The following is a 25161-nucleotide window of genomic DNA, read 5'->3' as shown; positions in this document are numbered from 1 at the left end:
CTGCGCGGCGCCTTGGGCGGGGGCCCCGCCCATCGGCGGAACCGTTGTCCTCAAACGCCGGACAGGCTTGATAGGGGCCCTCGGCAGCGTCCCGTAGGCGGGAAAGTGCTGGGTGGGTGCGGCCCCGGTCAACACCCGTCGTACCCGCCCCGCCCACGGGCGGAACTGTTGTCCTCAAACGCCGGACAGGCTTGATAGGCCCCTCGGCGCCGTCCCACAGGCGGGAAAACACTGAGGGGGCGCGGCCCCGGTCGACACCCGTCGAACCCGCCCCGCCCGTCGAGCGGAAACCAACGTCCTCAAACGCCGGACGGGCTTCATAGGGCACGCACGAAACCGCCGGACGGGCGTGATCCAGCCCGTCCGGCGATTGAGGACACCACGGGGACCGCCAGGCGCGCGGCCGCCTCAAGCCGTCCGGCGATTGAGGACACCACCGGACCGCCGGGTACGCAGCCACCCCGAGCCCGTCCGGCGATTGAGGACAACCACCGCGCCGCCAGGTACGACCGCCCCCAGCCCGTCCGGCGATTGAGGACAACCACCGGGCCGCCAGGGCCCGCGAGGTTCGGCTACGCGTCCGACGAGAAGCGCAGTGCCGCCGCCGGCAACACCGCGTCGCACCAGACTCGTACGCCCTCGCGCAGTTCGTTGTCCGCGCCCACCACCGCGCCGTCGCCGATCACCACCCCCGACAGGATCGTGCGGGCCCCCACACGCGCCCCCGCCCCGACCAGCGAGTCCGTGATCACCGCGCCCGCCTCGATCACCGCTCCCGCCAGCACCACGCTGCCCGAGACGCGGGCGCCCTCGCCGATCACCGCGGCCTCGCCCACCACCGTGCCGCCCGTCAGCTTCGCGTCGGGGGCGACCGAGGCGGTCGGCAGGATCAGGCGGTCGCCGCGGCGGCCCGGGACCGCCGGGGACGGGGCGCGGCCCAGGACCAGGTCCGCGGAGCCCCGTACGAACGCCTGCGGGGTCCCCAGGTCCAGCCAGTACGTGGAGTCGACCATCCCCTGGAGGTGCGCGCCGGACGCCAGGAGGTCCGGGAAGGTCTCCCGTTCGACCGAGACCGGCCGCCCCGCCGGGATGGAGTCGATGACCGAGCGGCGGAAGACGTACGCCCCCGCGTTGATCTGGTCGGTGACGATCTCCTCCGGCGTCTGCGGCTTCTCCAGGAACGCCGTCACCCGCCCGCCCGCGTCCGTCGGCACCAGGCCGAACGCCCGCGGGTCCTCCACCCGCGTCAGGTGCAGCGAGACGTCCGCCCCCGACACCTCGTGCGTCCGGACGAGCGCCTTGATGTCGAGGCCCGTCAGGATGTCCCCGTTGAAGATGAGGACCGGTTCGTCCGGCCCCGAGCGGAGCCGTCCGGCGACGTTGCGGATGGCTCCGCCCGTGCCGAGCGGCTCGCGCTCCGTCACGTACTCCAGGTGCAGTCCGAGCGACGAGCCGTCACCGAAGTACGGCTCGAAGACCTCCGCGAGGTACGAGGTCGCCAGGACGATGTGCTCGACCCCCGCCGCCCGCGCGCGGGCCAGCTGATGCGTGAGAAACGGGACGCCCGCCGCCGGCACCATCGGCTTGGGTGTGTGCACCGTGAGCGGCCGCAGCCGGGTGCCCTTGCCCCCGACCAGGAGGATCGCTTCTGTCACCGTGTCGTCTCTGCTTCCTGCTGGGGCCGGCACCGCGTACGCGACTTCGTACATATGACCGGCCAGTGTAGGCAGCTGCGCGCAGCCTGTTCGGTACGTTCCTCAGCGGCCCTGGTACTTGGCCGATGTCGTCCGCGTGGTGCCGAGCTTCTCGTAGAGCCGGCTCCCCGGGCACTCGGTGACAAAGCCGTCCCGGTGACCGGAGATGGAGTTCAGCGCGACCTTCGTGCCCTTTTTGTATTTGTTGCTCCCCCCGGACGTCAGCGTGGACTTGCCGCGCGGGTTGACCCCGTAGAGCCCCAGCTTCCACGCGGTCAGTTTGGCGATGGCGGTCGTGGCGGCCGCCGGCGGCTTGGTGCTGCTGTACGTTCCGAGAACGGCGATGCCCACGCTGTTCGTGTTGAAACCGAGCGTGTGCGCGCCCATGACCGGCTTCGCCACGCCACCGGCACGTCCCTCGTAGATGTTTCCGCACTTGTCGATGGCGAAGTTGTAGCCGATGTCGCGCCATCCGCTGCTCAGGACGTGGTACCGGTAGATACCGCGCAGGACGGAGGGCGCCTGCGCGCAGGTGTAGTTGTTCCCTGTCGCGCTGTGGTGCACGAAAGCGGCCCTGACCGACTTGGTGTAGCCGAACCTCCGCTCGCGCAGGCTCTCGTCCGCGCCCCATCCCTTGCGCGTGATGATGCGCGGACGGGCGCCGATGTACGGCTGCGCGAAGCCGACCTGGTCGGCGAGGTCGGCCACCGTCTCCGCCTTGGACTGGGCGGTGATCTCGGTCGCGCCCAGCTCCGCCAGGTCCGCGTTGACCGCCGAACTGGCTGCGTCCCCGGCCGTCATGGCGACCGGCATGCGCTCCTCCTCGGAGGGCGTGCCCGCCGTGCCGGGTACGGTGCCGGGCACCGCCGGGGTGTCAGGGGTGTCCGACGGGCCGTCGGGGCGGGCGGCCTGCGGGCCGCTCGCCGGCAGCGCCGCCGGCGGCTCCGCGCCCGGGTCGACCAGCTCCAGCCGGAGCCCCTGCGGGAGCAGCGGACGGGCCGGACCCTTGGGGCCCGCCTCCTCCACGGCGCGTACGCGCAGCTCGACGCCGTCCGAGTTGCCGACCCACAGCGGGGCCGTGGAGCCGTGGACGGTGGCCGCCGAGCGCTCCTCCGTACCGAGGTCGGCGCCGTGCTCCTGGTTGTGCGTCTCCAGGTCCTGCCAGCCGGACCACACGTGCGTCCCGGTCGCGCGGGTGCGGACCTGGACGGTGCCGTTGAATTCGTCGTCGGCGTTGTCCCAGACGACGCCGAGGAGGGAGAAGGGCCGTACGTCCCGCCGGGCGAGGCCCTGGGCCGAGGCGGCGCCGGACGCGCGGTCCGTCGCGAGCGTGGTCAGCGGGAGCGACTGGGTGGAGCCCGCCACGGCCGGGGTGGCGCCGGTGGACTCGACGGTACGGGGGGCGGCCCGGGAGACGGCCGGGTGGGGCACGGGGGCCTGGGGGGAGGCGACCGCGCCGGACGGGAGGGACAGGGGCAGGACCAGCGCGGCGGTACACGCGACGCCGATCGAAGAAGCAAGGTAGGCACGCATGTGAAGATCGTCGGCGTGTCCCACCGCCCCCGCCCGTTCAGAAACCCGCGGAAAACTGACGGGCCACCGGGCCGACCGGTGGACACCGTCACCGGTACGGCGGCGGGCCCCTCGCCGGGCCACGTACCCTTTCCCGGGTGAACGCCACCGACCGCACCCCTGCCGACCTGCTGCGATCCGCGCTCGCCACGGATCCCGCCCGCCCCTTGGTCACTTTCTACGACGATGCCACCGGAGAGCGCGTCGAATTGTCCGTCGCGACCTTCGCCAATTGGGTGTCCAAGACGGCCAATCTGCTCCAGGGCGACCTCGGCGCGGAGCCGGGCGACCGGCTCGCGCTGCTGCTGCCCCAGCACTGGCAGAGCGCGGTGTGGCTGCTCGCCTGCGCCTCGGTCGGGGTGACGGTGGAGATCGGCGGCGACCCGGCCTCGGCGGATCTGGTGGTCAGCGGCCCCGACACGCTGGACGCGGCACGCGCGTGCGGCGGCGAGCGGGTGGCGCTCGCGCTGCGCCCGCTGGGCGGCCGGTTCCCGGCGGCCCCGGCGGGCTTCGCCGACTACGCGGTGGAGGTGCCGGGGCAGGGCGACCGGTTCGCGCCGTACGTTCCGGTCGATCCGGACGCGCCCGCGCTGGTGATCGGTGGGAGTGGGTCCGCTGCCCGTACGGAGCTGACGTGGGCCGGTCTGGTCGAGCGCGCCCGCGCGGACGCCGGGGTACGGGGCCTGGGGCCCGGGTCGCGGGTGCTGTCGGGGCTCGCGTACGACACCTGGGAAGGCCTCTCGGCCGGGCTGTTCGCGCCGCTCGCCGCAGGCGGGTCCGTCGTGCTCTGCCGGAATCTCGGGGAGCTGTCGGCGGAGAGCCTCGACAAGCGGGTCGAGAGCGAGCGGGTGACCGATCGCGCGGTGTGACCGAGCGGACGGTATGACCGAGCGGACGGTATGACCGGCCGGGCGGTGCCACCACGAGCCGCGTGTGCCGCGTTAACCGACCTTTCACATATCCGTAGGACAATCCCTTCCGCCGATAACCCGTGCCGCGCCCTGCGTGCCGAGCCCTCGGCAGGGAACGTGTATCGCACGACAAGATCGGCGAAACGTGCGGCACATCGCACAACCAAGCGCGGGGTTCGCCCGTCTACCCCTGCAACCGGCGGCCCAGCGCGCCGCCGACGCCTTGAAGGATGGACGCAGACGTGACCGACAGTGCCGGCACCCCGGCCGAACCGGACAACCCGGCCGAGGACGAGCCGCAGGGCGGGGCGCCTGGGCTCGACAAGAGTGCGACGGCGTCCCCGCCACCCGATGCCGGGACACCCACGGAACCCGTCACGACGGAACCCGTCACGACGGAACCCGTCACCACGGAAGCGGGCGCGAAAGCGGAGGCGGAGGCGAAGGCCGAAGCGGAAGCCGACAACGGCACCAACGACGCCACTGACGGCGGTACGGGCAGTGGTACGGCCCCCGAGGCCGGCGCGTCCGGCCCCGACAGCAAGAAGACCCAGCTCTCCGGGGCGACCGCCCTGCCCTTCGCGCCCGTCACGCCCGCTGTCACTCCCGCCGACACCCCCGGCGCCACTCCCGCCGACAACGATGCCGCGACCGAGCCCGGCCACCCCCGCCCCCGGCGGCACTGGCTGCGGTGGACCGCCATCGGCACCTCGGTCGTCCTGCTCGGCGTCTCAGCGGCCGGCTGGTGGTTCTATCGGAAGCTCGACAGCAACATCACCACGGACACCACCGCCGCCACCGAGTTGCGTACGTACGAGAAGGAACGTCCCGTCCCCGTCGCGACCGACGCGACGAACATCCTGATGATCGGCTCCGACAGCCGGGCCGGTGCCAACGACAAGTACGGCAGGGACGACGGCGGTTCGCAGCGGTCCGACACGGTGATCCTGCTGCACCTGGCCGCGAACCGGGAGAGCGCGACCGCCGTCTCCGTACCGCGTGACCTGATGGCGGACATCCCCAGCTGCCGCAAGGCGGACGGCTCCCGCAGCCGGGCGCAGTTCGCGCAGTTCAACTCGGCGTTCGAGCTGGGCGGCGCCGCCTGCACCATCCGTACCGTCGAGAAGCTCACCGGCATCAGGATCGACCACCACATGGTGATCGACTTCAGTGGCTTCAAGGGCATGGTGAACGCGGTGGACGGTGTCGAGGTCTGCCTCGCGGAGCCCGTCGACGACGTGGACGCCCATCTCAAGCTTCCCAAGGGCCGCCAGAAGCTCAACGGCGAGCAGGCCCTCGGGTTCGTGCGCAGCCGCCACGGCATCGGCGACGGCAGCGACACCCAGCGCATGGACCGGCAGCAGCGGTTCCTGGGCGCGCTGTTCAAGAAGGTGCAGAGCAACGGCGTCCTGCTCAACCCGACGCGGCTCTACCCGGTGCTGGACGCGGCGACGAAGTCCGTCACCACGGACCCCGGGCTGAACAGCCTCAAGGACCTTTACGACCTGGCGCGTTCGATGCGGGACGTACCGACGGAAAAGGTGCAGTTCCTCACCGCTCCCCGGCAACCGTACTCAGGCAACCGCAACCGGGACGAACTGGTGCAGCCTCAGGCCGACAAGCTCTTCAAGGCGCTGCGCGAGGACGCCCCGATCTCCGTCACGGCGAGCGACGACGCGGACACCGCGGCGGCCGCGGACAGCGACGCGACGTCAACGGCGAAGCCCTCCGGACGCCCCGAGGAGAGCCCCACGTTCTCGGGTACAAATGCCGCGGTGGGGATGTGCGGGTAAAGGCGGCGCCAAAGAGAACCGGCGCCCGATGAGAACTCGATGAGGAATAGGCGTATTGCCCGCTTATAAGGAGCGTGCAATGTGTCACTGGCGTCACTGCACGCCGAACGGGGCGGATAGTGTGACGCGATCCGGTGCGTCCGGCCGTCAGGTCGCGCACTGCTGGATCGAATGACCGAGCGCCTTCGGGGGGAGGCGCCTCGCGTGGCACCGACGGAGGATTCAAGCAACCGTGGATGCGCAGAACCGAGGACAGGCGGACGAAATCGACCCCGCCGACCAGTGGGTCCTCAACCCGCGAACCGGTAATTACGAATTGCGACTGGACCACTCCGGAGGGCAGTCACCCCCGGTGTCACCGCCCCCGGGGAGGCCTTCCGGAAGGCGCGGCGCGGCGGCGGGCACACCGGCGGAGGGCCGGCCGGGGACGGGTGGTCCCCGGCGGGGCGGCACGCGGCAGAAGGGCGCCGACACGGACACCGACGCTGCCCCGGCCCGCCCGGACGTACCGGGGCAGCGCAGCCGCCGGGCCGGCAAGGGACCCGCCAACGGCAAGGGTCCCGCCAACGAGCCGCAGGCGGCGGCCGGCCGGCGCAAGCGCAAGCAGAAGAAGTCGCGCGCGAAGAAGGTGCTGCTGTGGACCGGCGGCTCGATGGCGGTGGTGGTCCTCGCCGCGTCCCTCGGCGGGTATCTGTACTACCAGCACCTGAACGGCAACATCTCGACCATCGACGTGGCGGGCGCGAGCGACAAGGGCTTCGAGAAGGACAAGCCCATCAACATCCTCGTGATCGGTACGGACAAGCGCACCGGCGCAGGCAACGAGAGCTACGGCGACTCGGGCAGCGTCGGCCACGCCGACACGACGCTTCTCTTCCACGTGTCCAAGGACCGGACGAACGCGACCGCGCTCTCCATCCCGCGCGACCTCGTCACCGGCATCCCGGAGTGCACGACCAAGACCACGGACGGCTCCGACAAGGTCATTCCGGCCACGCCGCAGAGCGGGTCGGTCCCGCGGTTCAACACCAGCCTCGGCCAGGACGGCCGTGACCCCGGCTGCACGATGGCCACGGTCAAGGAACTCACCGGCATCACACCGGACCACTTCATGATGGCCGACTTCAACGCCGTGAAGACGATGAGCTCGGCGGTGGGCGGGGTCGAGGTGTGCGTGGACAAGGCCGTGAAGGACAAGGACTCGAAGCTCGACCTTCCCGCGGGCAAGAGCACCATCTCGGGCGAGCAGGCGCTCGCCTTCGTCCGTACGCGCCACGCCTTCGGCGACGGAAGCGACCTGACCCGTATCAAGACACAGCAGCAGTTCCTGAGTTCACTGCTGCGGCAGATGGCGTCCAAGGACACCCTCACCGATGTCTCCAAGGTGACGGACCTGGCCGAGGCGGCGACGAAGTCGCTGACGGTCGACTCCGGCATCGGCTCCATCACCAAGCTCGTGTCGCTGGCGAAGGAACTCGCCAAGGTCAATCCCAAGAACATCACCTTCGCCACCATCCCGGTGCTGGACAACCCCGCCGAGCCCGCGACCAGGAGGGCCACCGTGGTCGTCAACGAGGCCCCGGCCGAGCAGCTGTTCTCGCTGATCCAGAGCGACACGTCGCTGTCCGATGTGAAGAAGAAGGAGAGCGCGTCCAAGGCCGCGCAGAACAAGCTCCTCAAGGGATCGAAGGCGGACGCGGCGGACGTACGGGTGGACGTCTACAACGGCGGCGGCCCGCAGGGCTCGGCGCAGACGACGCTCAACTGGCTCCAGAACGACGAGGGCGTGCTCAAGTCCACCAACAAGGGCAACGCGCCCGCGAACGTGGCCAGGACGACCCTCGTGTACGCGCCCAACCAGGCCGATCAGGCCCGCGCGCTCGCGGCGATGATGGGGCTGCCGGGCACGGCGATGAAGCCGGGGACCGAGGACGCGGTGGGTCTTCAGGCGATGGAGCTGACGCTGGGCAAGGACTTCAAGGGCGCGGGGGTGCCCATCACCGGCCCGGCAAAGGCGCCGGATGCCGTGCCGACATTGAAAGCCGACAAACAGGTCTGCGCAGAGTGACGCCGGAATCCCGGCTCACGCGCACGGCGGCCTGAGCAAGGGGGGCCCGCGTGGGTCACAGCAGCACGCACAGGGAGCGGTCGCGGCGGCGTCAGCCGCACGCCCGCGAACTGGGCTGGGACGACAGCCTGTACGACGCGGAGACCGACGACGGCGCGGGTACGGACGCCGAGGACGGCTCGGACGACGGGGGCGGCGGGGGCGGCGCGGGCGAGGCCGGTACGGGGCAGGGCCCGGCCGACGACGCCGGGAGCGGCGACGCCCCGGGCCGGAGAGCCGGCAGGTCGGGTGGGGCCGGCACGTCCGGCAGAGCCGCCGAGCGCCCCAGGCGGCGGGGATGGCGCATAGTCCGCTGGATCGCCGGCGTGCTCGCCCTGCTGATACTCGTGGCGGCGGGCGCCGGCTATCTGTACTACCGCCACCTCAACGGCAACATACGCACCGACGACCGCAACAACGGCGACACCGGCCTCAAGAAGCCCGCCGCCAACGAGGCGGGACAGACCCCTCTCAACATCCTGCTGATCGGCTCGGACAGTCGCGCCGATCCGGAGAACGTCAAACTCGGCGGCAGCAAGGACACCGCGGGCAACCCCCCGCTCGCGGACGTCCAGATGCTGTTCCACGTCTCCGCCGACCGCAAGAACGCCTCGGTCGTCAGCATCCCCCGCGACACCCGGGTCGACATCCCCGAGTGCAAGGACAACGCGACCGGCAAGGTCTACCCGAAGACCAACGGCATCATCAACGAGACGCTGGCGCGCGGCGGTCCCGGCTGCACCCTCAGCACGTGGGAGAACCTCACCGGCGTCTACATCGACCACTGGATGACGATCGACTTCTCCGGTGTGGTGAAGATGGCCGACGCGATCGGCGGGGTCGACGTCTGCGTCAAGGACAACGTCTGGGACCGGCCGCTGCCCGGTGTACCCGGTGGCTCGGGGCTCAAGCTCGAAAAGGGCACGACCCGTATCAAGGGCGAACAGGCCTTGCAGTGGCTGCGGACGCGGCACGCCTTCTCCAGCGACATCGGCCGCGCCAGGGCCCAGCACATGTACATGAACTCGATGATCCGCGAGCTCAAGTCGCAGAACGTCTTCACCGACTCGGTCCGGCTCACAGGCCTCGCCGAGGCGGCCACGAAGTCGCTGGAGGTGTCGAAGGAGATCGGTACGGTCAAGAAGCTGTTCGACCTCGGCATGCAGCTCAAGGCCGTGCCGACCAACCGCCTCACCATGACGACCATGCCGTGGATCGAGGACCCGCAGAACCGCAACCACGTGGTCCCCAACAAGGCCGACGCCGAGCGCATGTGGACGATGATCCGCGACGACGTGGCGTTCGACGCCAACGGCGACAAGGCCGAGGCGACGAAGAAGCCGACCGGGCCCGCGTCGAAGGAGCCGTCCGACGCGCCCGCCGACACGGGGGTCACCGTGCTCAACGGGACCGGCGGGGAGCAGGCCCCGGTGTCGGGCCGCGCGCGGGCGATCGCGGAGGTCCTCGACGGCAAGGGCTACTCCCTGGCGGAGGCGGGCAACGAGCAGAGCCCGCAGGAGGCCACCGGGATCACGTACCCGAGCGCCGACCTGGAGGGGGACGCGCAAGCCGTCGCGAAGGCCCTCAAGATCCCGCTGACGTCGGTCACGAAGTCCACGGAGGTCTCGGGTATCACCCTGGTCGTGGGCGCCGACTGGCGCGAGGGATCGTCGTACCCGGTCAAGGCCAAGCCGGAGGCGGGGGGCATCCCCGATACGGCGGACGCCATCAGCGGGTCGGACAACGACGCCTGCATGGACGTGTACGCGCCGTACCGCTTCTGAGGAGGCGGTCACGAAACACACCGAAGCGCCGCCGGAGAGGGTCCTCCGGCGGCGCTTCGGTGTGTGTACGGGGCTTTTGTTGTACGGCAACCGGCAACTGGCAACCGGCAACCGGCAACCGCGGTCAGGCCGTCGTCACGTCGTTCGCGTCCGTGGTCTCGGCGGAGCCGGTCCGCACCGGCGGGCGGCGGCTCGCGATGACCTTCTTCGCCAGGGAGCGCGGGCTGGTGAGGAAGCCGTACCCCCACGACATGTGCATCGTCGCCAGCGCCACCGGAATCCGCAGCCGGGCCGCGAGCGGCAGTCCCTTGCCCGCCGGAATCGAGCCCGCGGTGATCGCGGCGAGGTATCCGGCCGGTACGACGAAGGCCCACGGCGTGAGCACCGCGCCGGCCACGATGCCCGCGGCGATGACACACACGGCCGTCGGCGGGGCGAGGTAGCGGAGGTTGATCGAGCCCGCGTGGTAGCGGGCCACGACGTGGCGCCAACGGCCGTAGTCCTTGTACTGCTTGGCGAGCGCCCTGACCGAGGGCCGCGGGCGGTACTGGACCCGCAGCTCCGGGGAGAACCAGATCCCGCCGCCCGCCTCGCGGATGCGGAAGTTCAGCTCCCAGTCCTGGGCGCGGATGAACTCCACGTTGTAGCCGCCCGCCCGCTCCAGCGCCTCACGGCGGAAGACACCGAGGTAGACGGTCTCGGCGGGGCCGGCCTCGCCACCGGTGTGGAAGGCCGCGTTCCCGACGCCGATCTTCGAGGTCATGGCGGCGGCGACCGCGTGCTCCCAGGTGGTCTCGCCCTCGGCGTGCATCACACCGCCGACGTTCTGCGCGCCCGTCTCCTCCAACAGCCTGACGGCGGTGGCGATGTAGTTCGGCGACAGCATGCCGTGGCCGTCGACCCGTACGACGACGGGGTGCGTCGAGGCGCCGATCGCGGCGTTCAGCGCCGCCGGGGTGCGGCCGGTCGGGTTGGGGACGGTGTGGACGCGGGGGTCCTCCCGTACCAGCTCGGCGGCGATCTCGTCCGTACGGTCCGTGGAGGGACCGAGCGCGATGACCACCTCCATCTCGCCGGCGTACTCCTGCTCCAGGATGTGCCGGACGGAGTTCCTCAGATGACGTTCCTCGTTGAGCACCGGCATGATCACGGACACCGCGGGCGGCACGACAGGCATGGAGGTTCGGGGTCCTTCGGGAGACGGCGGTATGGCCGCCACGTTACCGCGAACGGGGGACAGCGACGCGCGCCGCCCGGTCGTATCCGTTGCCGCTGATCGTATGGGCCTACGGTGCTCACGATCCCTCACCCGCCCGCCACCCCGGCTTCGTCGTACCCTCGTCCCCACCGCGGAGGTGTCCCCCGTGCCCACGCCGCCCCGCTCCCCCCGTCCCGCCCGCCGCCCGGCCGCCGCCCGCCCGCGGCCGCCCGCCCGGAGAGGAGCCGGACGGCGGCCGGTACGGCGCGACGGGCGGCCCCGCTGGGGCATGCGGGCGGCGACCACCCTGTCCGTGCTCGTCCTGGGCGCCGGCGGGATCGGCCACGCGGTGGTGACCGGCCTCGACACGGGGATCGACCGGGTCGACGCGTTCAAGGACATGAAGAACCGGCCCGACCCCGGCCACGGCCTCAACCTCCTCCTCGTCGGCACCGACGGGCGGGACAGGATCACCGAGGCGGAGCGGCGGAAGTACCGGCTCGGCGGCGCGCCCTGCCACTGCACCGACACGATGATGCTGGTCCACCTCTCGGAGGACGGGAAGCGCGCCAGCGTCGTCAGCCTGCCGCGCGACAGTTACGCCGAGATCCCCGCACACACCGACACCACCACCGGCAAGAAGCACAAGACCCACCCGGTGAAGATCAACGCGGCGTACGCGGAGGGCGGTCCCAACCTGACCGTCAGGACCGTCGAGCACATGACGGGCGTGAAGATCAGCCACTACCTGGAGGTCGACTTCACCAGCTTCATGAAGACGGTGGACGCCGTCGGCGGGGTCGAGATCTGCACGCCCCGGGCGCTGAGGGACTCGTACACCGGACTCGACCTGACCCCCGGCACGCACCGGCTGGACGGCGGCAAGGCGCTCCAGTACGTCCGGTCCCGGCACATCGACGGCAACGCCGACCTCGGCAGGATGCAGCGCCAGCAGCGTTTCGTCGCCGCGCTGATCAGCCGGGCCACGAGCAGCGGGGTGCTGCTGAACCCGGTGAGGTTCCGCGATGTCACCCGGGCCCTGCTGGGTTCGGTACGGGCGGACGCGGACTTCGGCGCGCGGCAGTTGCTGAGCCTGAACAAGGCGATGCGCGGCTTCTCCCCGTCGGCCTCGGAGTTCACCTCCGTACCGCTGCTGGCCAAGGGGGTGTCGCTGCCGGGCATCGGCTCGACGGTGAAGTGGGACCCGGAGAAGTCGGAGAAGCTGTTCCGGGCGCTGCGCGAGGACAGGCCGCTGGCGCTGCCGGGGCCGCCGGTGCCACGGGACCCGGCGGCGGGTCCCGCGCCGGCTCCGTCGCGTCCGCAGCCGTCCCCGTCCGCGGCGTTGTCCTCCCCCTCCCCCGTACCGGCGACGAAGCGGCCGGCACCGGCCGGGTCGCCCAAGGCCGCGCTGGTCGACGTGAAGCCGGAGGGAATCCGGGTGCAGGTCTACAACGCGACCCGGACGGACGGCCTCGGCAAGCAGGTCGACCACGCCCTGCGCGCCGCCGGCTTCCGTACGACCGGCGCGCCGCTCACGGCGGACGTACGGGACGTCCGGCGCACGCAGGTGCTGTACGACCCCCGGTGGGACCGCTCGGCGCGGTCCCTGGCGACCGCGCTGCCCGGCAGCGAGCTGCGGGCGGTGAAGGGGCAGGGCGGGACGCTCAAGGTGCTGGCGGGGTCGCAGTACCGGGCGGTGGTGCCGGTACGGGTGGAGGCGAAGCCGGCGGGACAGTTCGAGGCGCTGACGGGGGACCAGGTGGCGTGCCCCTGACCTGGGGACCAGGTGGCCTGCCCCTGACGTCCGGACACCGGGCGGGCCGCCGACGCACCGGCCAGGTCAGTTCTGGCCCGCGTCCGGTCAGTTCTCCCGCGCGTCCCGCGTGTCGTCGAAGCCCTCGGCCGCGCGCTTCTCCCGCAGCTCCTTGATGGCGCGGCGCCGGGCGAGCCGGTGCGTACGCCGGATCTGCGCCTCCTGGTAGCGCCGCCGGTCCCGTTCGGTCTCGGGGACCACCGGCGGTACGGGGCGGGGCCTGCCGTCCGCGTCGACGGCGGCGAAGACGAGATAGGCGGTGCCGACCTGGGTGGCGGGCGTGGACTCGTTCCAGCGCTCGGCCATGACCCGTACGCCGACCTCCATGCTGGAGCGTCCTGTCCAGTTCACCTGGGCGCGTACGTGGACGAGGTCGCCGACCCTGACCGGCTCCAGGAACACCATCTCGTCCATGGAGGCGGTGACGGCGGGGCCGCCGGAGTGCCGGCCCGCGACGGCGCCCGCCGCGTCGTCCACCAGCTTCATGATCACGCCGCCGTGCACCGTACCCAGCAGATTGGTGTCGCTGCCGGTCATGATGTGGCTGAGCGTGGTCCGGGACGCGGAGGTCGGTTTCCCCGGAAGATCCGCCTGGGCTGTCATGCCTCCACCCTATGTGGGGGGTCTGTGGCGTTCCGATACGGGTCGCATTGCATCAGCTTGGCAACAGGGCCGACCCGATTCCTCACCCGCCCTGTCAGCGGCCGGGCCGTCCCCGGCACACTGGCTGACATGAACGATTGGCCCGAGGGGCGGAACGGCGGAAGCGGCGGGCGTTACGGGCGCGGCAGCACGGGCGCACAGCCCGAGGGCGCCCGCGCGATGCCCCATGTGCAGGCGCCGCAGGGCGTGCCCCAGCAGCAGGGGTACGACAGCGGCTACAACACGGGCCAGGTCTACGGCGCGCCCGCCGGGGGCGACGGCGGCGGCCGGGGCGGTTACCCCCCGCCCCCGCAGGGCTCGGCGCCCCGGCAGGCACCGGACTGGCGCCGCCGGCTCAAGATCGGCTCGCTGGTCCTGGTCGTGGCGGTCCTGGCCGTCTCCATCGGGACGTACTTCTGGGCCGACGGGAAGCTGAAGCGCGAGGTGGACCTCTCGAAGGTCATCGACCGCCCGGCGGAGGGCGACGGCACGAACTACCTGATCGTCGGTTCGGACAGCCGGGAAGGCATGTCCTCGGAGGAGAAGAAGGACCTCCACACCGGCTCGGCCGAGGGCAAGCGCACCGACTCGATGATGATCCTGCACACGGGGTCGAACGGTCCGACGCTGATCTCGCTGCCGCGAGACTCGGACGTGACGATCCCGTCCTTCAAGGGCTCGGAGTCGGGCAAGGTCTTCCCGGCGCAGCCGAACTCGCACAAGAAGCTGAACGCGGCCTACGCCGAGGACGGCCCCACTCTGCTCGTCCGCACCATCGAGGCCAAGACCGGGCTGCGGATAGATCACTACGTCGAGATCGGCTTCGCCGGCTTCGCGAACATCGTGGACTCGATCGGCGGCGTGGAGCTCGACATCCCGAAGGCCTTCAAGGACAAGAAGTCGGGCGCCGACTTCAAGGCGGGCAAGCAGACGCTGGACGGCGAGCAGTCGCTGGCGTTCGTCCGGACGCGGTACGCGTTCGCCGGCAGTGACCTCGACCGTACGAAGAACCAGCAGAAGTTCCTCGCGGCCCTGGCCTCCCAGACGGCGACCCCGGGCACCATCCTCAACCCGTTCAAGTTCTACCCGACCATGGGCGCGGGCCTGGACACCCTGATCGTGGACAAGGACATGTCCCTGTACTCGCTGGGCAAGATGTTCTTCGCGATGAAGGGCGTCACGGGCGGCGACGGCACCTCGATGAACATCCCGCTCGCGGGCAGCTCGGGCGGCAATCTCCTCTGGGACACGGCGAAGGTCAAGCAACTGGTGACCCAGCTCAACAACGACGAAAAAGTAACGGTGAAGAGCAACTGACCCCACCACCGCAGCTCGCCACCTCGCACGCGGGGGCACCCGGATCCGGGTGCCCCCGCGGTCGTCAAATGAGCCAGGTTTGCGCCGTCTTGACGTAGGCGCCCCACCGCGACGAAGCTCATGCGACAAGTCGCAACGCGCTCGACGCGGGAGAGGTAGCCATGTCTTTAGTCTTCTTCGGCAAAGACCCGGACACCGACGAGGATCATTGCCCGACCGTGTGGGTGGATGACGAGAACGGTGACTTCGTCTTTCAGGGGTGGAGAGCGGACGCCGCGACAGAGAAGAAGTGCCTGGAAGTCGGTCCGATTCCCTGCACCGAAACCGTTGTCAGGATTCCGGCCCGGATGGTGGCGCAGATCAGGAAGGCATGCGATGCCGCGGAACGCTCAGCAGCCGAGCTTCGCTGAGTGCATCCGGGGCACGGACCGCTCAGCGGTCCACCTGGAGATGCGAGACGACTACGGCGACAACGATCGGTTCGCGGCATGGCGACGTGGCGACCGGATCGACTGGGACAACTCGTCGTCGTGGTGGAGAGCGTTTCACGACCAGATCGCCGAGGCGGTCGCGCGCGGCGTGTCCGTCCGCCGGGCCAGAATCGTCAGCGAACCGGTGTCCGAATACATTCGTTGGGAGCACGAGATGACCCGGGCCAATCTCGCCGCCGGCGAGCAGGTCCGATGGGTGCCGCGGCGTCTCGCTTCAACCCTCCTGCTTCCGTGTAACGACTACTGGCTCTTCGACGACAGGCTGGCGAGGGTGCACCACTTCGCCGGGAACGGTTCGCTCGTCACAGACGAATTCACCTCGGAGCCGGACACTCTGAAGCTGTTCGCCGCATCGTTCGAATCTGCGTGGGAGCTTGGGATCCCCCACGACGAATACCAGTTCTGATCGTCTCCCTCACCTCTCAGTCAGCTCATGCCTTCGTCTTCCCTCTCCAGTGCCCAGGCGGCACGCGAGTCCTTGGCCGCGCGGCTCAAGGAACTACGCCTGGACGCCGACCTGACCATGCAAGAGCTGGCTGATCGATGCGCCTGGAACAAGGCGAAGACCTCACGCGTCGAGGCCGCCAGGACGGCCCCCTCAGATGCCGACATCCGAGCCTGGTGCGGGGCCTGCGGCGCCGAGGAGCAAGCGGCTGACCTCATCGCCTCTTCGCGTTCCGCGGACTCGATGTACGTCGAGTGGCGTCGCATGCAGCGCACCGGCCTGCGCAGGCTCCAACAGGCGAATGCCCCGCTGTACGGGCGCACGCGGCTCTTCCGCGTGTATTGCGCCCAGGTCGTGCCCGGACTTCTCCAAACCCAGGACTACGCCCACGCGCTGCTCTCCCTCATCGCGGATTTCCGCGGCCTCCCGAACGATGTCGGCGAAGCCGCCGCAGCCCGCGTGGACCGGTCGCACCTCATCCGGGACGGCCTTCACCGCGTGGTCGTACTCATCGAGGAGGACGTACTCACCCACCGCATCGGCGGCGACAGTGTGATGGCCGCCCAACTCGCCCACCTGCTGACGGCGATGGCGTATCCAGCCGTGTCGATCGGCATCATCCCCCGGTCCACGCACCGCGTCATGTGGGGCCCTGAGACGTTCACCATGTTCGATGACCAGCGGGTGCACGTCGAGTTGCTGGCCGCGAAGGTCACTGTGACCACGCCGACGGAAGTAAAGGTGTATCAGGGGGCTTTCACCCGGCTGGCCGCGATGGCCGTGTACGGCCCCCGAGCCCGAACCCTGATCAGCAGGGCGATCGACGCCCTCGACTAATTGCTCTGCAACAGCCTGCAACATCGTGGACCGGCAACTCGACTCTTTCGTAGCGTCGTTGTCGTGACAGATTCCCCGATCGACAGGAAGCGAGCCTGAGATGAGCAAGAAGGGCGGAAGCCACTCCGGGACACCGGACACCTCCAGCAGTGACGGCCACCGGGACAAGCCGCCGGGCCCGACCCGTCCCTACGAGCCGCCGCCGAAGAAGAATTGAGGCCGATGACGACACAACACCGGCTTGTTCAGAGCCTCCTGGGAAAGGGCGCGCTGCCGCCGGAGTGGCGGGACGCCGTGGCGTCGGTGGATCGGGCCCTGTTCATCCCCGAGGTGATCGGGGGCGGTGACTTCGCCGAGGAGCCGGAAGAATGGTTGCGGATCGTCTACACCGACGGGCCGGTCGTGACCCAGGTCAACGACGGGAAGCCCACGGCCGACGATGCCTTCCGGTTGCCTACGTCGTCCTCGTCCATGCCGTCGGTCATGCTGGAAATGCTCGCCCTGCTGGATGTACGGGACGGGCATCGAGTCCTGGAGATCGGCACCGGCACCGGCTACCACGCCGCATGGCTCTCCCACCGCCTGGGCGAGAGCAACGTGACCAGCGTGGAGCTGGACGAGACGGTACTGTCCCTGGCCAACGAGAATCTGAAACGGGCAGGATTCCGCCCGACGACAGTTCTCGGCAACGGCCGCGACGGCCACCACCAAGGAGCGCCGTACCACCGGATCGTCTGCACCTGCAGCATGTGGGACGTGCCAAAAGCGTGGTTGGAGCAGTGCCCGAACGGGCGGGTCGTCACGCCTTGGGGGAGCAGCTTCTTCAGCGGCTCGTTCGCCACCCTGGACGTGGTGGACGGGAAGGCCCAGGGCACGTTCTCCGGGTCTCCGGCCTTCATGTGGGATCGCACCCGTCGGGGCGGGGCCGGGCGCGTCGCAGACCTGTACCACCAGGAGCAAGGAGTGAAGGGGACGACGGACATCCCGCCGCAGAACGTCATCCAGGACGATCCGGCGTTCTTCATCGGCCTGGCCGTCACCGACGCGTGGTTCCGGTGGTGCGACGCGGACGACAACAGCGGGGAGGCCACCCTGTGGTTCTTCGCCGACGACGGCACGTCATGGGCGACGGTGGAGTACGTCCCGGACGCGGACACTTACGAGGTCGAGCAGTACGGCCCTCGAACGCTGTGGGACGACGTACGTGAGGTGTTCCTTCGGTGGCATGACCTGGGGAAGCCCGAACGGTCCCGCTTCGGGTTGTCGGTGGACGGGAACGGCCAGCGGGTGTGGATGGACGACCCCCACCGCCCCGTCGACCAGCCCTGGCGGCTGTAGATCCCAAGCGGGCGGCACGCACACCGCCCGCCCGCTTGCTTGCTTGCTTGCTTGCTTGCTCCAAGAAAGCGTCCGACCTGCGAAGTCCCCTACGGCAGGTTCCTCGCCATGACGATGCGCTGGATCTGGTTCGTGCCCTCGTAGATCTGGGTGATCTTGGCGTCGCGCATCATGCGTTCCACCGGGTAGTCGCGGGTGTAGCCGTAGCCGCCGAGGAGTTGGACCGCGTCCGTGGTGATGTCCATCGCCGCGTCCGAGGCGAAGCACTTGGCCGCCGCGCCGAAGAAGGTCAGGTCCTCCTTCGTGCCGCCCGCCGTGACGCGTTCCGAGCGGGCCGCCGCCGCGTAGGTGAGCTGGCGGGCCGCTTCCAGCTTCATCGCCATGTCGGCGAGCATGAACTGGACGCCCTGGAAGTCCGCGACCGGCTTGCCGAACTGTTTGCGTTCCTGGACGTATCCCTTCGCGTAGTCCAGGGCGCCCTGGGCGATGCCGAGGGCCTGGGCCGCGATCGTGATGCGGGTGTGGTCCAGGGTCTTCATCGCGGTGGCGAAGCCCGTACCCTCCGCGCCGATCAGGCGGTCCGCGGGGATGCGGACGTGGTCGAGGTAGACCTCGCGGGTCGGGGAGCCCTTGATGCCGAGCTTCTTCTCCGGGGCGCCGAAGGACACGCCCGGGTCGGACTTCTCGACCACGAAGGCGCTGATGCCCTTGGTGCGCTTGTCGGGGTCGGTGACGGCCATCACCGTGTAGTAGTCGGACACGCCGGCGTTGGTGATCCAGCGCTTCACGCCGTCGAGGACGTAGTGGTCACCGTCCCGTACCGCCTTCGTCTTCATGCCGCCCGCGTCCGAGCCCGCGTCCGGTTCGGAGAGGGCGTACGAGAACATCGCGTCGCCCTTCGCCAGCGGGCCGAGGTACTTCTTCTTCAGGTCCGGGGAGCCGGAGAGGATCACCGGCAGCGAGCCCAGCTTGTTCACGGCGGGGATCAGGGACGACGAGGCGCAGACACGCGCGACCTCCTCGATGACGATCACGGTGGCGAGCGCGTCGGCGCCCGCGCCGCCGTACTCCTCGGGGACGTGGATGGCGTGCAGGTCCGAGGCGACCAGCGCGTCCAGCGCCTCCTGCGGGAAACGGGCCTCCTCGTCGACGGCGGCGGCGAACGGGCCGATCTTCGCCTCGGCGAGCGCGCGGACGGTCTCGCGGAGCATGTCGTGCTCTTCGGACGGGCGGTACAGGTCGAAATCAGCCGATCCGGCCACGGTCATTCACTCCCCAGGGATGCTAACTACCGTTAAGTAACTCGATTTTAGGGGCCTGGTGCGGAAGGGGCCTACGTGAGTTTGGTGACAGCTGTCCCACGGCCGCCCCGTACAGCTGGAATGCCCCTGCGGAACGCCCGTGACACGCGGCTATGCTCAGGCACCGCACCCCGCCCGCACCCCCAGGAGCTCCGCATGGCCCTCAAGATCACCGTGATCGGCACCGGATACCTCGGCGCCACGCACGCCGCGGCCATGGCGGAACTGGGCTTCGAGGTGCTGGCGCTCGACGTGGTGCCCGAGAAGATCGAGATGCTCTCGGCGGGCCGCGTCCCGATGTACGAACCCGGGCTGGAAGAGCTGCTCGGCAAGCACGTCGCCGGCATCGAGGGATCGAGCGGGCGGCTGCGCTTCACGATGGACTGGGCGGAGGTCGCGGAGTTCGGCGACGTGCACTTCGTCTGCGTCAACACCCCGCAGAAGCACGGCGAGTACGCGTGCGACATGAGTTACGTCGACTCCGCGATGGAGAGCCTCGCCAAGCACCTGCACCGGCCCGCGCTGGTGGTCGGCAAGTCCACCGTCCCCGTCGGCAGCGCCGAGCGGATCGCGGCCCGTATCGCCGAGCTGGCGCCCGCCGGCGGCGAGGTGGAGCTGGCCTGGAACCCCGAATTCCTGCGCGAGGGCTTCGCCGTACAGGACACTCTGCACCCGGACCGGGTGGTGGCCGGCGTGCGCAGCGAGCACGCGGAGCGGGTCCTGCGCGAGGTGTACGCGACGCCGCTCGCCGAGGGCTCGCCGTTCGTGGTGACGGACTTCCCGACCGCCGAACTGGTGAAGACCGCCGCGAACTCGTTCCTCGCCACGAAGATCTCCTTCATCAACGCGATGGCGGAGGTCTGCGAGGCGGCGGGCGGGGACGTGCAGAAGCTGGCGGAGGCGCTCGGGTACGACGAGCGGATCGGCAAGAAGTTCCTGCGGGCCGGGATCGGCTTCGGCGGGGGCTGCCTGCCGAAGGACATCCGCGCGTTCATGGCGCGCGCCGGGGAACTGGGCGCCGACCAGGCCCTGACCTTCCTGCGCGAGGTCGACTCGATCAACATGCGCCGCCGCCGCGACATGGTGGAGCTGGCGCGGGAGGCGGTCGGCGGCGACTCGTCGTTCCTCGGGAAGCGGGTCGCGGTGCTGGGCGCGACCTTCAAGCCGGACTCGGACGACGTACGGGACTCCCCCGCGCTCAACGTCGCCGGCCAGATCCACCTCCAGGGCGGTCAGGTGACGGTGTACGACCCCAAGGGCATGGAGAACGCGAAGCGGCTGTTCCCGACGCTCGGGTACGCGGACTCGGCGGTGGAGGCGGTACGGGGCGCCGATGTCGTCCTGCACCTCACGGAGTGGCGGGAGTTCCGGGAGCTGGACCCGGCGGTCCTGGGGGCGGCGGCGTCCCGCCGGCTGATCCTGGACGGGCGCAACGCCCTGGACCCCGAGGTGTGGCGCGCGGCGGGCTGGACGTACCGGGCGATGGGGCGGCCCCGCGCCTGACCCGGGGGCCGTGCCCGGCCGCCCGGCGGGCTCATCTGCCGTCCAGGTCCTCCCTCATCGCGGTCGACGGACCGCGCCGCTGCCGCGCCGCCCGGGCCGCGAACTCCGCGTCCCGTACCACCCGCGCCGCATTGCCCCAGGTCAGGGCCGCCAGATCGGTCTCGTCCCAGCCCCGGTCGAGGAGTTCCGCGATCAGCCAGGGGTAGCGGGAGGTGTCCTCCAGACCGGCGGTACGGGGGCCTTCGGCCTCCAGACCGTACGTCCCCGACAGGCCAACGGACTCCGGGCCCGCCACCTCCCGTACGTGCTCGACATGGTCGGCGACGTCCCGGACGGACGGCCGGCCCGTGGCACGGGTGACCTGTTCCGGGGCGAAGCTCACCATGCAGACGCCGTGGTTGGCGGGGAGCAGTTCCAGGACGGCGTCGGCGACGTTGGCCGGGTGGTCGGTCAGGGCGCGGGCCGCCGAGTGGGTCAGCAGGACGGGCGCCTTCGCGACCGCGAGCGCGGCGCGCGCCGTGGCGGAGGTGGTGCCGGACAGGTCGACGAGCACGCCGAGGCGGTTCATCTCCCTGACCATCTCCTGGCCGAAGCGGGTCAGTCCGTCGGCCGCCCAGCCGGCGCCGGCGAGCGCGACACACCGTACGCCCAGCGCGTGGTAGCCGCGCAGGGTGCCGATCGAGTCGCCCAGGGCCGGCCCGGCGACCGGGCCGAGCAGGGAGGCCACCCGGCCGCAGTTGCGGGCGTCGGCCAGGTCACCCGCGTTCAGCGCGAGGCGCAGGCCTTCCGGGCAGTTCGAGATCAGCGACCGTACGAGATCGATCAGCTCCAGGGTGGAGCTGATCGCCCGGTTCTGGTCGACGGCCTGCCCGGGGACGGCGAGGGACCAGAACTGCCCGCCGACGCCTCCCGCGCGGAGGCGCGGGAGGTCGGTGTCGAGTGCCGCCTCGCCCAGCTCCACGTCGTGCGGGCCGGTGTGCCGGAGCGCCTGGGCCAGGCTGTTGTGGCCGTCGATGACGGGGTGGGCGGCGAGCAGTGCCCGGGCCCGCTCGTCCGAGCCCGGCTCGGTGGGGGCCGTGTCCGTCGTTCCGGACGGATCGGCCGAGGAAGGGGAAGAGGGCGTGCTCGTGGTCGTGGTGAATGGATCGTCTTGCAGATCTGCCATTACGAGGCTCCGGGGTCGTCGGTGACGGCAGTTCTGCCACCGTGCCACGGGAGTGCCCAGGGGTCGCGGCGGACGGGGCGTTCGGGCGTACGGCCTCCGGCGGGCGGGGAGGGCGCGCGCGTGACCTCCGGCCCCGGCGGGAAATGTCAGAAACCTGTCAGGAACCGATGGCCGGTCGATGGTCCCCGCCCCTTGGGGCCCCTCCCGCCCCTCCTGACCCGCGCCCGTTCCTAGACTCGCACGCATGTGCGCGCACGTGGTGGTCGCCGAGGACGACAAGAAGCAGGCCGAACTGGTCCGCCGCTATCTGGAGCGGGAGGGCCACGACGTGGTGGTCGTGCACGACGGCAGGGCGGCGCTGGAGCAGGTACGGCGCAGGCCACCGGACCTCCTCGTCCTGGACGTGATGATGCCGAAGGTCGACGGTCTTGACGTGTGCCGGATCCTGCGGACCGAGTCCGACCTGCCGGTGCTGATGCTCACCGCGCGCTCCAGCGAGGACGACCTGCTGCTCGGGCTCGACCTGGGGGCGGACGACTACATGACCAAGCCGTTCAGCCCGCGCGAGCTGATGGCGCGGATCCGTTCGCTGCTGCGCAGGAGCGCCCGTACGGCAGCCGCCGCGCCGCCTCCCGACCCCGTCCTGACGGTCGGGGCGCTGCGGGTCGACCCCGGGCGGCACGAGGTGTGGGCGCACGGGCGGCGGATCGAGTGCACACCGGGCGAGTTCCGGCTGCTGGAGGTGCTGGCGGAGCGGCCGGGGCAGGTCTTCACGCGGGCCCAGATCCTGGAGCAGCTGCACGGCTTCGACCGCTACATCACCTCGCGGACGGTGGATGTGCACGTGATGAACCTCCGTAAGAAGATCGAGCCGCGTCCGCGTGCGGCGCGCACGCTGGTGACGGTGTACGGGGTGGGGTACAAGCTCGCGGACGACGGGGGGCCGGGGCCGAATCCGGGTCCCGGTGGGGGCGACGGGCACGGGCGTCCGGGGAGGCCCGCCCATGCGTCGTAACGCCGAGGCCGCCCCCGGCACCGGCGGGGACGTACCTCTGCGCCGGAGCCTGTTGCTGCGGCTGCTGGCGGTGACCGTGCTGGTCTCCGTCTGTTCGGTCGCCGCGACCGCGTGGGTGGTCGTCCGGACGACGGCCGTCGCGATCCAGAAGGAACAGGGCCAGGCCCTCGCCGACGACACGAAGATCTACGACCGTCTGCTGGGTTACGCGGCGACCCATCCGAGCTGGGACGGGGTCGGCCCCACGGTCGCGTCCCTCGCCGAGGAGACACAACACCGCATCGTGCTGCGGCAGGGCGAGGTGGCGGTGGCCGACTCCGTACCGGCGCCGGGGCATCCGTACCGGCCTCCGTCGAAGCCGACCGCGATCGTCAACCCGCTCTCCGTCAGCCCGGACCTATCACGGACCGGCTCGGCCGACCGGATCGATCCGCGCGCGGTGGGCCCCTTCCGGCTGCCCGTGAAGGAACGTGAGACCTTGCGCAGGGCCGCGTCGCGGAGTGCGAGCTGCCTGCGCGACACCCTGGGCGTCACCGCCCAGGTCACGGACGAGCCCAACGGCCGGCCGCGTGTGGTGGTCCCGAACGGCGACCTCGCCGCGGGGCAGCGCTGCACGGACGCGGCCCTGGACGAGTCGACGCGTACGGAGAGCAGGGCGCTGGGGGCGCTGAGCACCCTGGTGAACAAGTGCCTGGACCGGGTGCACGCGCCGCCGGTGGTGCTGGCCAGGGACTACACGTGGACGCCCCCGTCCTCGACGACGGTGCCGGTGCCGGTGCCGGCGAAGGTCCAGGAGCCGCGCGACGGGTGGGCGGGGGCGGGGGCGCCTCCGGTGGCGGGGGCCGTTCCGGGCTCGGGCGCGACCTTCGCCCCGGGCGCCGTTCCTGGCCAGGGCGCCGCCTTGGCGCCGGACCCCACCTTGGCCCCGGACCCCACCTTGGGCACGGGCCGCGCCTTGGCCCCGGGCGGTGCCTTGGCCCCGGGCCGCGCCTTGGGTTCCGATGCCGCTTCTGGCCGGCCCGCGCCCCAGGACCCGGGTGCCACGCCGAGCGCGAGCGTTCCCCCGGCCGTGGGCGGCGCCCCCGCCAAGGCGCCCTCCGAGGATCACACCTCGCTCGTCAACACCTGCGTCAGCACCAGCCGCGCGGAGCAGCTCGCGCCGTACGTGGCGCCCGTCGCCCTGCTGTACGTCAGCAGCCCCGCCCGCGCGGCCACGACGTTCTTCGACCTGTCCCGGGGCAACCGGGCCCGGATCGCCGGGGGCGCGGCGCTTGTCCTCCTGCTGACCGTCACGGTCACGACCCTGGCGGGCATCCGGCTCGTGCGGCCCCTCCGGGCCCTGACCCACGCGGCCCGGCGCATGGAGGACGGCGACACCTCCGCGCGCGTGCGCGTGACCGGGGGCGACGAACTGGGGCGCCTCGCGGTGGCGTTCAACTCCATGTCGGAGCGGCGTGAGCAGCTGGAGTCCGTACGGAAGGCGATGGTCAGCGATGTCGCGCACGAGCTGCGGACGCCGCTGAGCAATATCCGGGGGTGGCTGGAGGCGGCGGAGGACGGGGTCGTCGCGCACGACCAGCTCCTCCTGACGTCCCTCCTGGAGGAGGCGCTGCTGCTCCAGCACGTCATCGACGACCTGCGGGACCTGTCGGCGGCGGACGCGGGTGAGTTGCGGCTGCGGAAGGAGTGGGTCGATGTGGGGGAGCTGCTGGCGCAGGCCGGGGTCGCGCATCGCGTGAACGCGGAGGGGGCGGGGGTGGTGCTTTCGGTTTCGACGGAGTCCTTGGCGCCGTCCGGGGCCTCTCCCCTGCCGGGGCTGCTCCTGGAGGCGGATCCCGTACGGCTGCGCCAGGCGGTGGGCAACCTGGTCTCGAACGCGATCCGGCACACCCCACGCGGCGGCGTGGTCACGCTACGGGCCCGTGCCGACGGCCCCCACGTCCTGATCGAGGTCGAGGACACGGGGAGCGGGATCGCCCCGGACGAACTCCCCCACGTGTTTGACCGTTTCTGGCGCGCGGAGAAGTCGCGGAGCCGTCTGACGGGTGGGAGTGGGTTGGGTCTGTCGATCGTGCGGAAGCTTGCGGAGGCGCATGGGGGTGGGGTGGGGGCGAGTAGTGAGGTGGGCGTAGGGACGGTCTTCACGTTGACGTTGCCGACGTAGCCGTGGGCGCCCGCCCTTGTCCTCAATCGCCGGACGGGCTTTGTTTGTGGCGTCTGCCCGGTGCGCGGGCG

At 70.8% G+C, this 25161-nt stretch carries 19 protein-coding genes; 13 read left to right on the top strand and 6 right to left on the bottom strand.

The genetic code is table 11. The annotated features are described in order from the left end of the window. Positions 1-572 precede the first annotated feature (572 nt). Positions 573-1709 carry an NDP-sugar synthase gene (locus OG349_RS22605; RefSeq protein WP_327236342.1) on the bottom strand — a complete coding sequence of 379 codons (1137 nt, stop codon included), beginning with the start codon at positions 1707-1709 and terminating at the stop codon, positions 573-575. Positions 1710-1757: 48 nt separating this feature from the next. Next, positions 1758-3227, bottom strand: coding sequence for an N-acetylmuramoyl-L-alanine amidase (locus tag OG349_RS22600; RefSeq protein ID WP_327236341.1), 1470 nt, complete (start codon positions 3225-3227; stop codon positions 1758-1760). Positions 3228-3364: 137 nt separating this feature from the next. On the opposite strand from OG349_RS22600, the gene OG349_RS22595 reads away from it, so the two are divergent. The 4 genes from OG349_RS22595 to OG349_RS22580 all read left to right on the top strand — a co-directional run bounded on the left by OG349_RS22595 (position 3365) and on the right by OG349_RS22580 (position 9861). Next, positions 3365-4135: a TIGR03089 family protein gene (locus OG349_RS22595; protein WP_327236340.1), complete on the top strand. Its 771-nt coding sequence runs from the start codon at positions 3365-3367 to the stop codon at positions 4133-4135. A 272-nt stretch (positions 4136-4407) separates the two neighbouring features. Beyond that, on the top strand, positions 4408-5970 hold the full coding sequence (locus OG349_RS22590; RefSeq protein WP_327236339.1) for an LCP family protein: 1563 nt from the start codon (positions 4408-4410) through the stop codon (positions 5968-5970). Between the two features lie 232 nt (positions 5971-6202). Further along, the gene (locus OG349_RS22585; protein WP_327236338.1) at positions 6203-8038 is read left to right on the top strand and encodes an LCP family protein; all 1836 of its coding nucleotides are present in this window, start codon (positions 6203-6205) and stop codon (positions 8036-8038) included. A 50-nt stretch (positions 8039-8088) separates the two neighbouring features. Then, positions 8089-9861: an LCP family protein gene (locus OG349_RS22580; RefSeq protein WP_327236337.1), complete on the top strand. Its 1773-nt coding sequence runs from the start codon at positions 8089-8091 to the stop codon at positions 9859-9861. 124 nt (positions 9862-9985) lie between these two features. On the opposite strand, the gene OG349_RS22575 is transcribed toward OG349_RS22580, so the two are convergent. Next, on the bottom strand, positions 9986-11038 hold the full coding sequence (locus OG349_RS22575; protein ID WP_327236336.1) for a glycosyltransferase family 2 protein: 1053 nt from the start codon (positions 11036-11038) through the stop codon (positions 9986-9988). A 187-nt stretch (positions 11039-11225) separates the two neighbouring features. Between OG349_RS22575 and OG349_RS22570 the strand changes: the two genes are divergently transcribed. Further along, on the top strand, positions 11226-12833 hold the full coding sequence (locus tag OG349_RS22570; RefSeq protein WP_442806292.1) for an LCP family protein: 1608 nt from the start codon (positions 11226-11228) through the stop codon (positions 12831-12833). An 87-nt stretch (positions 12834-12920) separates the two neighbouring features. Here OG349_RS22570 and OG349_RS22565 read toward each other — a convergent pair whose 3' ends face one another. Further along, positions 12921-13475 carry an acyl-CoA thioesterase gene (locus OG349_RS22565; protein ID WP_327236335.1) on the bottom strand — a complete coding sequence of 185 codons (555 nt, stop codon included), beginning with the start codon at positions 13473-13475 and terminating at the stop codon, positions 12921-12923. Between the two features lie 129 nt (positions 13476-13604). Between OG349_RS22565 and OG349_RS22560 the strand changes: the two genes are divergently transcribed. The 5 genes from OG349_RS22560 to OG349_RS22540 all read left to right on the top strand — a co-directional run bounded on the left by OG349_RS22560 (position 13605) and on the right by OG349_RS22540 (position 17942). Beyond that, positions 13605-14831, top strand: coding sequence for an LCP family protein (locus tag OG349_RS22560; protein ID WP_327236334.1), 1227 nt, complete (start codon positions 13605-13607; stop codon positions 14829-14831). Between the two features lie 161 nt (positions 14832-14992). Beyond that, positions 14993-15241, top strand: a complete 249-nt coding sequence (locus OG349_RS22555) for a hypothetical protein (protein ID WP_327236333.1) — start codon at positions 14993-14995, stop codon at positions 15239-15241. A 40-nt stretch (positions 15242-15281) separates the two neighbouring features. Then, positions 15282-15728, top strand: coding sequence for a DUF6879 family protein (locus OG349_RS22550; protein ID WP_327236332.1), 447 nt, complete (start codon positions 15282-15284; stop codon positions 15726-15728). A gap of 27 nt (positions 15729-15755) precedes the next feature. Next, complete coding sequence (locus OG349_RS22545; RefSeq protein ID WP_327236331.1) at positions 15756-16604, top strand: helix-turn-helix domain-containing protein; 849 nt, start codon at positions 15756-15758, stop codon at positions 16602-16604. Positions 16605-16826: 222 nt separating this feature from the next. After that, positions 16827-17942, top strand: a complete 1116-nt coding sequence (locus tag OG349_RS22540; protein WP_327236330.1) for a methyltransferase domain-containing protein — start codon at positions 16827-16829, stop codon at positions 17940-17942. Between the two features lie 89 nt (positions 17943-18031). Here the strand turns inward: OG349_RS22540 and OG349_RS22535 are convergent, their stop codons facing one another. Then, positions 18032-19210: an acyl-CoA dehydrogenase family protein gene (locus OG349_RS22535; RefSeq protein ID WP_327236329.1), complete on the bottom strand. Its 1179-nt coding sequence runs from the start codon at positions 19208-19210 to the stop codon at positions 18032-18034. Positions 19211-19399: 189 nt separating this feature from the next. Between OG349_RS22535 and OG349_RS22530 the strand changes: the two genes are divergently transcribed. Next, the gene (locus OG349_RS22530; RefSeq protein WP_327236328.1) at positions 19400-20746 is read left to right on the top strand and encodes a UDP-glucose dehydrogenase family protein; all 1347 of its coding nucleotides are present in this window, start codon (positions 19400-19402) and stop codon (positions 20744-20746) included. A 31-nt stretch (positions 20747-20777) separates the two neighbouring features. Here the strand turns inward: OG349_RS22530 and OG349_RS22525 are convergent, their stop codons facing one another. After that, a complete protein-coding gene (locus OG349_RS22525; RefSeq protein WP_327236327.1) occupies positions 20778-21911 on the bottom strand; it encodes a dipeptidase in 1134 nt (377 codons plus the stop codon). A 244-nt stretch (positions 21912-22155) separates the two neighbouring features. On the opposite strand from OG349_RS22525, the gene OG349_RS22520 reads away from it, so the two are divergent. Beyond that, positions 22156-22926: a response regulator transcription factor gene (locus OG349_RS22520; RefSeq protein ID WP_327236326.1), complete on the top strand. Its 771-nt coding sequence runs from the start codon at positions 22156-22158 to the stop codon at positions 22924-22926. Further along, entirely contained in the window at positions 22916-25090 is a 2175-nt protein-coding gene (locus OG349_RS22515; protein ID WP_327236325.1) for a sensor histidine kinase, read from the top strand. Before OG349_RS22520 ends, OG349_RS22515 begins: the two co-directional genes overlap by 11 nt. Positions 25091-25161: the final 71 nt, after the last annotated feature.

It is taken from the genome of Streptomyces sp. NBC_01317, assembly GCF_035961655.1.
GTDB lineage: Bacteria > Actinomycetota > Actinomycetes > Streptomycetales > Streptomycetaceae > Streptomyces.
The sequence above is the reverse complement of the archived record's forward strand: the minus strand, read 5'-3'. Positions and strand labels throughout refer to the sequence as shown.